Origin of the sequence: uncultured Rhodococcus sp., assembly GCF_963525155.1 — a bacterium.
GTDB classification, from domain to species: Bacteria; Actinomycetota; Actinomycetes; order Mycobacteriales; family Mycobacteriaceae; genus Rhodococcus_F; species Rhodococcus_F qingshengii.
In genome coordinates, this window is the sequence record NZ_CAURKP010000010.1 from 63,579 (window position 1) to 74,605 (window position 11,027).

Sequence of the window (11,027 nt, forward strand, 5' to 3'; positions counted from 1 at the left end):
AGGAGTTGTCATCGTGTGGTCCGCATCGTCCATCCGCTTCGGAGCCTTCCTCGCCCCGTACCATCCGCTCGACGCCGATCCCGCCCTGCAACTCAGACGCGATATCGACCTCATGACACACCTGGACCACCTCGGATTCGAAGAAGCGTGGATGGGTGAGCATCATTCGACCGGCGCCGAGATCGTGCCTGCCCCGGACATGTTCATCGCGGCCGCCGCAGAGCGAACCGAGCGCATCCAGTTCGGCACAGGCGTGACGTCTCTGCCCTATCACCACCCGTTGATCACGGCCGACCGCATCACTCAGCTCGATCTGCAGACGCGCGGACGACTCATCTTCGGCACCGGCCCGGGCAAGATCCCCCTCGATGCACACATGATGGGCATCAACCCGTCGGACCAGCGTCGTCGCCAGGGCGAAGCGCTCGAGGCCATTCTCGCGTTGCTTCGCGGCGAGGTCGTCAACATGGAAACCGACTGGTTCACGTTGCGTGACGCACGCGCACAGCTGCCCACCTACCGCGCGGACGGCATCGAGACAGTGACAGCGTCCACGATTTCCCCCAACGGTTCGGTGCTCGCCGGCAAGAACGGCCTCTCCCTGCTCTCATTGGCGGCGAGTTCACCCAGCGGCTTCGACGCACTGGATCGCAACTGGGATGTGTACGAGAAGGTCTCGGCCGAACACGGCCACCGCGCCGACCGAGCGACGTGGCGTGTGGTCAATCCGATGTTCCTCGCCGAGACCCGAGCCGAGGCCGAGCGCGCCGTGAGCCGACGGATCGGATCGATGGCTTCCTACGTGAATCGACAGACCGGCCAGAACCCGGCCTGGGCAGATACACCGGCCGGAGTCATCGATCAGTGGCGCAACGACACGCTCGGCGAGTTCGGTCAGGCGATCATCGGTACCCCCGACGATGCGATCGCACAGATCGAGCGTCTGATCGAGAAGACGGGAGGGTTCGGCACGTTCTTGATCCTTCACGTCGACATGGCGAGCTGGGAGGACACCAAACGCAGCTACGAATTGTTCGCCTCCGAGGTGGTCCCGCACTTCCGGAAGCGAAATGTCGGGCGTCAGGCGAGCATGCAGTTCGCCGAGGACAACCGCGAATACCTGATCGGCGGGCTGGTCGGAGCGATCACCAAAGCCCATACCGACTACTACGGCCGGCCGGCCGAGACGGGAGCCGTGCGCGCATGAGGGCCGTCCGTTTCCAGCAGGGAGAATTCGCGGTCACCGAGATCGCCGACCCGCCGCCGTTGGCACCCCATCAGATCCGCATCGACGTCGTCGCCTGCGGGATCTGCGGCAGTGACCTGAGCATGTCGAAGGACCCGTGCCGCTTCGTTCAGGTCGCGCACGACGGGGGCTACCCGCTCGCCACCTTCGATCCGGACGCGCCAGTGGTGCTGGGGCACGAATACGCGGGTATCGTCTCCGAGACCGGTTCTGCAGTAGACGATTTCGCGATCGGCGATCGGGTGGCCGGCATCGGCCTGGCCACCGACACCGCTACCGGGATCCCGACGATCATCGGCTACTCGAACGAGTACCACGGCGCGTTCGGCGATCACATAGTCGTCGACGCGTTCTGGGTCCGCAAAGTTCCCGACCACCTGTCACTCGAGCACGCCACACTTGCCGAACCTCTCCACGTCGGCGAGATGCATCTCCAACAGTCCGGCCTCACCTCGGCCGATTCGGCGCTCGTCATCGGTTGCGGAACGATCGGACTGGGCGCCATCGTCGCCGCGAAAGCGCGCGGAGCGCAGATCGTCATCGCGTCGGAGCCCTCCCCCAAACGACGCGAGCTCGCCGCGAAGATGGGCGCGGACATCGTCGTCGATCCGGCCGAGCAGGATCCGATCGAACTGTGGAATCGAATGATCGCCGAAGGCAACCAGCTTGTCGGCCAGGCCGCGAACGGAGTTCTGATCGCCTACGAATGCAGCGGTCGGGCGGGAGTCATCGGAGAACTGATGCACACTCTGCCGTTCAACTCGCGGATTCAGGTTCTGGCTGCGCCGTTCGGCGACGAGACGATCATTCCCGTCGTCGGGCAGTTCCGGAGGATCTCGATCAACTTCGGTCACGGTCCTTACGAGAATGCCTACAACATCACCCTGCAGAGGCTCGCCGACGGCGAGATCGACGCCGAAGCGATCATCACCGGCAGGGTCGGTCTGGATGGAGTCTCGGACGCTTTCGCAGCTCTGCGCGCACCCGACGAACACGTGAAGATCCTCGTGCTACCCGCGGGCCTCCTGGAATAGCGGTCGATCCTGCCCTGTTGACGTAGGGGTGCTCGCACTCGGGCACCTCTACTTCGGGCTGTGCGAGCGTCGCCTGTTGGCGTCTGCGCCCCGATACCAGGACAATGGCAGGGTTGGCGTCAGCCGACAACGCGGCGCAACGCTCTGTGGCTGCCGCGTTTGCTTCACTAGGAGGATTCCGTGACCGACGGACCGTTGATCGTCCAATCCGACAAGACGCTGCTGTTGGAGGTCGACCACGAGCGCGCCGGCGATGCCAGGCAGGCAATCGCCCCCTTCGCGGAACTCGAACGGGCCCCCGAACACGTCCACACCTATCGCATCACTCCCCTGGCCTTGTGGAATGCCCGCGCCGCCGGACACGACGCCGAGCAGGTTGTCGACGCGCTCGTGTCGTACTCACGATTCGCGGTTCCACAACCGCTGCTGGTCGACATCGTCGACACGATGGCCAGGTACGGACGCTTACAGCTGGTCAAGAGCCCGGTGCACGGCCTCATCCTGGTCAGCCTCGACCGCGCAGTCCTCACCGAGGTGATGCGACACAAGAAGATCTCGCCGATGCTCGGTGAGAAGGTCGACGACGACACCGTGATCGTCCACCCGAGCGAACGCGGCCGCCTCAAGCAGATGCTGCTCAAGGTGGGCTGGCCGGCCGAGGACCTCGCCGGCTACGTGGACGGCGAAGCGCACCCGATCGATCTCGCTTTCGAAGAGGGCCACTGGGAACTGCGCGACTACCAGCAGATGGCAGCGGATTCGTTCTGGGCCGGCGGCTCGGGCGTCGTCGTGCTGCCGTGTGGCGCCGGCAAGACGATGGTGGGCGCCGCAGCGATGGCAAAGGCCAAGGCCACCACCCTCATCCTCGTCACCAATACCGTTGCCGGTCGTCAGTGGAAGCGTGAGTTGATCGCGCGTACATCGTTGACCGAGGAAGAAATCGGCGAATACTCCGGCGAGCGCAAGGAGATTCGGCCGGTCACGATCGCGACCTACCAGGTGATCACACGTCGCACGAAGGGCGAGTACAAGCACCTCGAACTTTTCGACTCCCGCGACTGGGGACTGGTGATCTACGACGAGGTACACCTGTTGCCCGCGCCCGTCTTCCGGATGACGGCAGATCTGCAGTCGCGCCGCCGTCTCGGCCTGACCGCAACGCTGGTTCGTGAGGACGGCCGCGAAGGCGACGTCTTCTCGCTCATCGGCCCCAAGCGCTACGACGCTCCGTGGAAGGACATCGAAGCGCAGGGCTGGATCGCGCCGGCCGACTGCGTCGAGGTGCGAGTGACGATGACGGACGCCGAGCGCATGTCCTATGCCGTCGCCGAACCGGAGGAGCGCTACAAACTGTGCTCGACGGCTCACACGAAAATTGCGGTCGTGAAGTCGATCCTGGCCAAGCACCCCGATTCTCCGACTTTGGTGATCGGTGCGTATCTCGATCAGCTCGACGAACTCGGCGAAGCCCTGAACGCCCCGGTGATCAAGGGATCCACCAAGAACAAGGAACGCGAGATCCTGTTCGATCAGTTCCGTAACGGTGAGATCCAGACGCTGGTGGTGAGCAAGGTCGCGAACTTCTCGATCGACCTTCCGGAGGCATCTGTCGCCGTGCAGGTTTCGGGAACCTTCGGGTCGAGACAGGAAGAAGCGCAGCGACTCGGACGACTGTTGCGACCCAAGCACGACGGCGGTCAGGCTCACTTCTATTCGGTGGTCTCGCGCGACACTCTCGATGCGGAGTACGCGGCACATCGTCAGCGATTCCTCGCCGAACAGGGCTACGCCTATCGGATCACCGACGCCGATGACCTGCTCGGACCTGCCATCGGCTGAGCATTTCTGCAACACGTTGCAGAATCAAATGGACATACGTCCAGTTATCTGTAGAGTGTCCCCTGTCACAGTCGTGTCCATCGGCCGGGGGTCACCAGCACCATGCGCTCAGTTCCACGTCTACGGGGTCGGCTCGCCGGAACCATCTCGCTGCTGACTGCCGCCGTCGTCGTCGCCGCGACCGGCGTCAGCGCCGCGGCACCGAGTCCTGCTCCTACTGCGCAGAACTCGGTGTACGCACTTGCGAACGGTTGCTTCGCGCTGCGCACCGAGTCTGGTGATTTCGTCCGTCGTGACGGGTCGGCGTACCTCACCGACGTAACGAAAGCCGCAGACGCCGAACCGTTCCGGCTACATGCGGCCCAGTTGGGTCGTTTCATGCTGTACGGCCCGGACGGGTCGATGCTCTCGCACGACGGCGCGGACTCGGTACTCGCCACTTCCGAAGCAACTCCCTCCACCGACTGGACCGTGATGTCCACCGGTGAATCGTTCGTTCTGACCGCGACCTCGAACGGCCGTCAACTGATCTCGCGCGACTTGATGCTCACGATGTCCGATCCCGGTGACGTTCCCGAATCTGCGTTCACGCTGATCCCGCGCGACGGCTGCGCCGATTTCCCCGAAGCGGAGGTGGGCGCAAACGGCGTTCCGGGAGAAATCGGACCGAACGGTGAAGTCACCGGATTCATCGACACACACGTGCACATGAACGCTTCCGAGTTCATGGGCGGAAACCTGCACTGCGGCCGACCTTTCGATCCTCAGGGCGTCACCGCAGCGCTCGTCGACTGCCCGGACCATCAACCTGACGGGATACCGGCGCTCCTCGAAAACGTTCTGTCGTACGGCAATCCCTTCGAAACTCACGACACCACCGGCTGGCCGAGTTTCGCCGACTGGCCGGCGCACGATTCACTGACGCACGAGCAGACGTACTACAAGTGGGTCGAGCGGGCCTGGCGCGGCGGGCTGCGAATCTTCACCAATCTCTTTGTCGCCAATCGTGTCCTGTGCGAGCTGTATCCGAGCAAGCGAAATCCCTGTGACGAGATGGAGACCGTCCGGATCCAGGCGCAGCAGACACGCGAACTCCAGGACTACATCGACGCCCAGTACGGTGGTCCCGGCCGGGGTTGGTTCCGCATCGTGAGCTCCCCTGAACAGGCCAGGCAGGTGGCCGCCGACGGAAAGCTGGCCGTCACCCTCGGGGTGGAGGTGTCCGAACCCTTCGGTTGCTCTGTGCGCAACGGTATTCCGCAGTGCACCGAGGACGACATCGACCGCGGCCTGGACGAGTTGTACGACCTCGGTGTTCGGCAGATGATCGTCACGCACAAGTTCGACAACGCCCTCGGCGGTGCCCGTTTCGACGGCGGAGTCACCGGAGTGGCCGTCAACATCGGCAACTACCTGGGCACCGGGGAGTTCTGGCAGTCGGAACCATGCACCGGCGTTGCCGAGGACAACGTGCTGCCCACCAAGGTCGACGGCGCACAGAATCTTCTCGCGGTACTCCCACCCGGAGTGACGCTTCCGGTGTACCCCGCTGGTCCGCAATGTAATTCGCACGGCCTGACCGATCTCGGCGCATACACGATCCGAGGTTTGATGGACCGAGGGATGATCGTGGACATCGATCACATGAGCGTCAAGACCGCCGAAGCGGCTCTCGATATTCTCGAAGCTGCGAACTACTCCGGCGTCGTTTCCAGTCACAGCTGGAGCGACCCGAGCCTGTACAAGCGGATCTACGCACTCGGCGGATTTGTCGCCCTGTACGCCGGACAACTTGACGCATCGGACGAAAAGCCCGAAGAGCGTGGGTTCATCGACCAGTGGAGGGACGCACGGGCGATGCGAAGCGAGAACTACTACTTCGGTTTCGGCTACGGCGCCGACACCAACGGCTTCGGGCCGCAGGCCGCACCGCGCGGCGACGCCGCAGAAAGTCCGCTGCAATATCCGTACACCGCCTTCGACGGCACGGTCATGGACCAGCAGCGCGCCGGCACCCGGGTTTTCGACGTGAACACCGACGGCGTGGCGCAGTACGGGATGATTCCCGACTGGATTGCGGACATGCGCATCGCCGCGGGAGCCGACGGCGACACCATCATCGAGGACATGAGCCGCGGCGCCGAGGCTTACCTGCAGATGTGGGAGCGCGCGCGAAACTAGCTACGCTGGTGGACGGTCCCCGGGCGATCGGGGGCCGGTCCTAGATCGTCCGGCACCACCCGAAGGAATTTTTCGTGGCTGACTTCCAGTTCACCGTCGACAAGGCTCACGCCAAGTCGGTCAACGACACACTGGCCGACGTACGCCGCCTGCAGATTTCTGCGGTGATCTTCGCGATCGTCCTCGCCGCGGTCGGAGCCTGGCTGATCAGCATGGGTGAGGTGTGGTCCATCATCATCGGCGCGGTCCTCGCCATCGGTGCGGCCAGTTCACTGTGGGTCGCCTTGTGGGCACCTCGCAAGGTGGGAAGCGTCGAATCTCTGTATGCGGACAACCCACTGGTTCCCGCGATCGTCACCGAGGTTCACCCTCGAGCGGCGACCCTGACGGCACTGATCGACATCGCGAAGCCGGCGGCCGGAGCACCGAAGTACGCGCTCGTCAGCCGCAATGTTCGACTCAATCCGAAGTGGCGAGTCGGCGACCGCATTCCGTCGGTGGCACTGCGTTCGGATCGTTCCACCCGAAGCAAGGCTGACACGTGGCAGATGGTCAGCCCCATGCCGATCGAGTGGGGGACCAAGGACTCGGCAGTGCTGGCACGCGCGATCGCTGCTGTCAGTGCGAGCGAGTGGAACTTCCTGCAGAGCCGGATTCCCGACTCCGAAGAAGTTCGCACCCACCCCGATCGCCGGGTTCTGATCAACCCGGCCGATCTTCCTGACTCGCTGCGCTAGCCCAAACGGTTACGCGAGCGCGGGCAGCACTTCCTTCTCGAACATCTCGATTCCCGACGTGTCGTACGCGGCCTCGGGGAAGTAGAAGATTCCGTACTGGAGTCCCTGCGCCTCGAGCGCCGACAGGTTCTCGATGATCTGCTCGGGCGTACCCACGGCAGGCATTCCGCGGAACGCGTCGAGCGACGCATCGGCGGCAGCTTCGCCGACCAACGGCGTCAGTCGGGCCTTCAGTGTCTCCAACCGCTGAGCCACCTCGGATTCCGTCGCGCCGATGGCCACGTTGTAGTTGGCCGAACGGACGATGGCGTCGAAATCGGTGCCGACGGTGTCGCAGTGCTTCTTCAGGATTTCGGACTTGTGCGCGAAGCCGGCCGGGGTGCCGTCGAAGTTCGTGTACTGCGCGTACTTGGCCGCGATCTTGAGTGTGACCTTCTCGCCGCCACCGGCAACCCAGATGGGAATTCCGCCCTCTTGCAACGGAAGTGGACGGCACAGCGCTCCGTCGACCTGGTAGTACTTGCCGTCGAGCGTCGAGCTGCCGGTCGACCACGCCTGCTGCATGATCTGGATTCCTTCGTCGAGGCGGCCCAGACGCTCACCGGCAGAGGGGAAACCGTAGCCGTACGCACGCCACTCCTGCTCGTACCAACCGCCGCCGATGCCCATCTCGACGCGTCCACCCGTGATGAGATCGGTGGTCGCGGCGACCTTGGCGAGGTACGCCGGGTTTCGGTAGCTCATGGCGGTACACATCTGGCCGAGTCGGATACGCGACGTCGATGCACCGAGTGCGGCCATCAACGTCCACGCCTCGTGAGTCGCTTCTTCCGTCGGCTGGGGAACGGTGTGGAAGTGGTCGTAGACCCACACCGACTCCCACGGCCCTGCCTCCGCGCGCAGCGTGAAGTCTCGCATCACCTCCCACTGCTTCGCGGGGTCGATGCCGACCAGGTCCAGACGCCAGCCTTGAGGTACGAACAGTCCGAATCGCATGTAGCGAGCCTACCTACAGTTTCCCGACGCGCGACCGGGGTGACACCCGCGGAGAGTAGACCGGAATGAAGCGGAACATCATCGCCGCGCCGGCGAACGACGTCGCGCCCAGAGCGGCGAATGCCCACCCGAGTGGGAGCACCGCGGCGAGTAGACCGATCGCGAGCGGCCCACCGAACATGCCGGTGTCGTGCGTCAATCGCCATGCAGCGAGGAACTCGGCGCGTTCTTCGGGCGGGGCGATATCGGCACCGAGGGTCATGATCACGCCGTTGCCCAGTCCGTTGCCGATCCCCATCACGACAGCGACCACGGTCAATCCCACTGCACCCGTCGAGAACGGCAACAGTAGGTACGACACACCGATCACCGTCAGCGAAGGCACCGCGACCAGCCTGCGGCCGTATCGGTCCATGATGTGTCCGGCCGGGTACGAGCACAGCAAGTCCACGGCCGCACCGATACCGAAGATCACACTCACCTGGGCTGCATCCAATCCGAGGTGCAATGCCCACAATGGAAGAACGGCCTCACGCGAAGCGCGGGCGGCGCCCATCAGAAGGGAGCCTGTCCCGAGCGTCGACAGAGCGGCACGATGACGGCGAAGGATCTCCGGGAGCGTGACGTGTCCGTGATCGCTGTTGCCTGCCTGCACCTTTCGTGGCGGGTCGGGAACGCGGGCCATCAGCGCCCCGGCGAGCACGACGCCCACCAACTGGACGAGGAATCCTCCGCGCGCTCCCACCAGGAGAATCACGCCGGCCCCGATGAGCGGTCCCAGGAAGAAACCCAACCGCCACATCGCGGCGAACGACGACATTGCTCGGGCCCGTAGACCGAGTGGCACGGTCTCGGCGAGGTAGCTCTGCCGCGCAAGGCCCCACACCGCATTCGCCAGTCCGGTCAACAGTGCGCCGCTACCGAGCATCCACGGAGTCTGCGCAAGCAGACAGATCACCACTCCTGTTGCACCCAAAGAACTTCCGCCGATGATCGACCTACGCTCACCGAAACGCGACACTATCCGGCCGGCAGGGAGGTCACCGAGTACGGCACCCAAGCCACCGAGCGCAACGATCAGGCCGGCGACGGCGACCGATGCGCCCAGGTCGCGCGCGGTGACGGCCATGATGGGGGCAGCCGCACCCTGACCGATCCCGAAGATGGCCGCCGGCACGAAAACCGTTGTGACCAGTGGCTTGAGTCCGGCAATCGCCGGCTGTTCCTTGGGCAGTGTTTCCGTCACGCGCTCACTTCTGCCGCGTCAGCGGCCCGCGAAAACCGATTCGCCGGACGATCGAGGCCGTAGTGACCCCGCAGGGTGGATTCCGTGTATTCGGTCCGGAAGATCCCACGCGCCTGCAGAATCGGCACGACCCGGTCGACGAACACCTCGAGCCCTCCGGGCAGATAGGGCGGCATGATGTTGAAGCCGTCCGCGGCGCCCTTGTCGAACCATTCGGTCAACTCGTCCGCGACCTGCTCCGGTGTCCCGGCAAATGTCCGATGCCCACGGCCACCGCCGAGTTTGCCGATCAGTTCACGGACGGTGAGGTTTTCGCTCTCTGCAAGGTCTTTGACGAGCTGGTATCGACTCTTGTTTCCTTGGATGCGATCGATGTCCGGCAACGGTGGCAGCGGGGCATCCAGCGAATGCTCGGTGAGGTCGACGCCCACCATGTTCGAGAGTTGGCGCAGTGAGTACTCAGGTGAGATGAGATCCGTGAACGACTGCTCCAGTGCCTTGGCTTCTTCTTCCGTATCCGCGATGAAGGGAACGATGCCTGGCAGCACCTTGATCTCGTCGGGACTACGCCCGTACTTGATCAGCCGCGCTTTGAGGTCGGTGTAGAAATCCTGCCCCTGCTCGAGTGTTCGTTGAGCGGTGAACACGGCTTCGGCATACCTCGCCGCGAAATCCTTACCGCTCTCGGAGGAACCGGCCTGTACAAGCAGCGGACGTCCCTGTGGAGACCTCGGCGAATTGAGCGGGCCAGCCACCGTGAATCGTTGACCGTCATGGTCGATGCGATGGACACGATCAGGATCGGCGAAGATTCCGGTCTCTTCGTCCAGGACAACTGCCCCCTCTTCCCAGCTGTCCCAGAGTCCGAGCGTCACGTCGAGAAACTCCTCGGCGCGCTCGTAACGACCGCTGTGCGTCGGTACCGCATCGAGGCCGAAGTTCGCGGCCTCGTCGGCGCCGGCCGACGTCACGATGTTCCACCCGCCTCGTCCGCCACTGATGTGATCGAGGGAAGCGAACTTCCTTGCGAGAGTGTATGGATCGCTGTAACTGGTCGACGCGGTTGCAATCAGCCCCACCTTGTCGGTGGCCGCCGCGATCGCCGACAGCAAGGTGACGGGTTCGAAGATCGCCTGGGTGTTGTACTTGACCCGCGGGCCGACTGCTAGACCGTCGGCGAAGAACACCGAGTCCAGCTTTCCACGCTCGGCGATTCTCCCCAATTCCTGGAAGTGCTTGACGTCCAGGAGGTTGGCCGCATTTGTGCGTGGGTGGCGCCACGCCGCCTCATGATGGCCGACGCCCATCAGGAAGGCGTTCAGATGAAATTGTCGTTCGGACATGAGTTCGCAGAATCTTTCCGTGAATGTGTGGTCAGGTGGTGACGCGCCAGCGCGAGAGCCGACGTTCGATCAGGACCAGAATCGCGTTGATTGTCAGACCCAACAACGAGATCGCGACGATGCCCGCGTACATGTTCGGGATCTGGAAGTTGAGTTGTGAAGCGGTGATCAGATACCCGAGACCGGCTTTGGCCCCGACCATTTCGGCGGCGATCAGCACGAGAATCGACGACGCGGCTGCCATGCGGATACCCGTGAAGATCGTGGGAACAGCGGCGGGCAGAACCACCTTCTGGAACAGCCGAATCGAGGAGAACCCCAGCGAGGCAGCGGACTTGATCAGCAGGGGGTCCACTGTTCGCACACCGGAGATCGTGTTGAGCAGAATCGGGAAGGTGCAGGCGT

At 63.7% G+C, this 11,027-nt stretch carries 9 protein-coding genes; 5 read left to right on the top strand and 4 right to left on the bottom strand.

What is annotated here, in order from left to right; all coding sequences use genetic code 11:
- Positions 1-13 precede the first annotated feature (13 nt).
- The 5 genes from RWT78_RS04500 (at position 14) to RWT78_RS04520 (ending at position 7,037) form a co-directional block, all read left to right on the top strand.
- Positions 14-1,207 carry an LLM class flavin-dependent oxidoreductase gene (locus tag RWT78_RS04500; RefSeq protein WP_215516046.1) on the top strand — a complete coding sequence of 398 codons (1,194 nt, stop codon included), beginning with the start codon at positions 14-16 and terminating at the stop codon, positions 1,205-1,207.
- Complete coding sequence (locus tag RWT78_RS04505; RefSeq protein ID WP_314674257.1) at positions 1,204-2,280, top strand: alcohol dehydrogenase catalytic domain-containing protein; 1,077 nt, start codon at positions 1,204-1,206, stop codon at positions 2,278-2,280. The genes RWT78_RS04500 and RWT78_RS04505 overlap by 4 nt, the downstream gene beginning before the upstream one ends.
- A gap of 180 nt (positions 2,281-2,460) precedes the next feature.
- The gene (locus RWT78_RS04510; RefSeq protein WP_003940219.1) at positions 2,461-4,119 is read left to right on the top strand and encodes a DNA repair helicase XPB; all 1,659 of its coding nucleotides are present in this window, start codon (positions 2,461-2,463) and stop codon (positions 4,117-4,119) included.
- A 102-nt stretch (positions 4,120-4,221) separates the two neighbouring features.
- Positions 4,222-6,300: a peptidase gene (locus tag RWT78_RS04515; RefSeq protein ID WP_209447883.1), complete on the top strand. Its 2,079-nt coding sequence runs from the start codon at positions 4,222-4,224 to the stop codon at positions 6,298-6,300.
- 74 nt (positions 6,301-6,374) lie between these two features.
- Positions 6,375-7,037, top strand: a complete 663-nt coding sequence (locus RWT78_RS04520; protein ID WP_020970500.1) for a DUF3239 domain-containing protein — start codon at positions 6,375-6,377, stop codon at positions 7,035-7,037.
- 9 nt (positions 7,038-7,046) lie between these two features.
- Here the strand turns inward: RWT78_RS04520 and RWT78_RS04525 are convergent, their stop codons facing one another.
- The 4 genes from RWT78_RS04525 to RWT78_RS04540 all read right to left on the bottom strand — a co-directional run.
- Positions 7,047-8,033, bottom strand: a complete 987-nt coding sequence (locus RWT78_RS04525) for an LLM class F420-dependent oxidoreductase (protein ID WP_209447884.1) — start codon at positions 8,031-8,033, stop codon at positions 7,047-7,049.
- A gap of 13 nt (positions 8,034-8,046) precedes the next feature.
- On the bottom strand, positions 8,047-9,279 hold the full coding sequence (locus RWT78_RS04530) for an MFS transporter (protein ID WP_065455298.1): 1,233 nt from the start codon (positions 9,277-9,279) through the stop codon (positions 8,047-8,049).
- Complete coding sequence (locus RWT78_RS04535) at positions 9,276-10,622, bottom strand: LLM class flavin-dependent oxidoreductase (protein WP_058037812.1); 1,347 nt, start codon at positions 10,620-10,622, stop codon at positions 9,276-9,278. The genes RWT78_RS04530 and RWT78_RS04535 overlap by 4 nt, the downstream gene beginning before the upstream one ends.
- A 31-nt stretch (positions 10,623-10,653) precedes the next feature.
- Positions 10,654-11,027: ABC transporter permease subunit (locus RWT78_RS04540; protein ID WP_314674261.1), on the bottom strand; the 374-nt coding region annotated here is incomplete at its 5' end.

Coding starts and splice junctions, on each gene's coding strand:
- RWT78_RS04505 (WP_314674257.1), top strand. CDS start 1,204: ATGAGGGCCGTCCGTTTCCAGCAGGGAGAATTCGCGGTCACCGAGATC.
- RWT78_RS04515 (WP_209447883.1), top strand. CDS start 4,222: ATGCGCTCAGTTCCACGTCTACGGGGTCGGCTCGCCGGAACCATCTCG.
- RWT78_RS04525 (WP_209447884.1), bottom strand. CDS start 8,033: ATGCGATTCGGACTGTTCGTACCTCAAGGCTGGCGTCTGGACCTGGTC.
- RWT78_RS04535 (WP_058037812.1), bottom strand. CDS start 10,622: ATGTCCGAACGACAATTTCATCTGAACGCCTTCCTGATGGGCGTCGGC.